This window comes from Mesorhizobium sp. M7A.F.Ca.CA.002.09.1.1 (genome assembly GCF_003998555.1).
In the GTDB taxonomy this organism is placed as follows: domain Bacteria; phylum Pseudomonadota; class Alphaproteobacteria; order Rhizobiales; family Rhizobiaceae; genus Mesorhizobium; species Mesorhizobium ciceri.
This window is the reverse complement of record NZ_RZRR01001628.1, coordinates 1-426: the sequence shown is the minus strand read 5'-3', so window position 1 is coordinate 426 and position 426 is coordinate 1. Positions and strand designations below refer to the sequence as shown.

1 protein-coding gene is annotated in these 426 nt (G+C 61.0%); it reads right to left on the bottom strand.

What is annotated here, in order from left to right; genetic code table 11:
• Positions 1-125: 125 nt before the first annotated feature.
• On the bottom strand, positions 126-426 hold a 301-nt coding region (gene rpsD / locus EN994_RS35035), incomplete at its 5' end, for a 30S ribosomal protein S4 (protein WP_127308326.1).

Below are 426 nucleotides of genomic sequence, written 5' to 3'. Positions count from 1 at the left end.
GTCTGGAAGCATGTTCATGGCATGTCGCTTTCAATGGCCCAGAGCGCCGGATTAGCGGACATGACCGACAAAGAAAAGGCCGCCTCGACGGGCGGCCTTCGCAGGATGTCGCAGAACGCGCTCGTTTAGCGCGAATAGAATTCGACGACCAGGTTCGGTTCCATCTGCACGGCGAACGGAACGTCCGCCAGGCCGGGGATGCGCGAGAAGGTCGCGACCATCTTGTTGTGATCGGCTTCGATGTAGTCCGGCACGTCGCGCTCGGCGAGACCGACCGCTTCCAGAACGATGACCAGCTGCTTGGACTTTTCGCGGATTTCGACGACATCGCCCGGCTTGCAGCGGTACGAGCCGATGTTGACGCGCTTGCCGTTGACGTTGACGTGACCGTGGCTGACGAACTGACGGGCGGCGAAAATGGTCGGC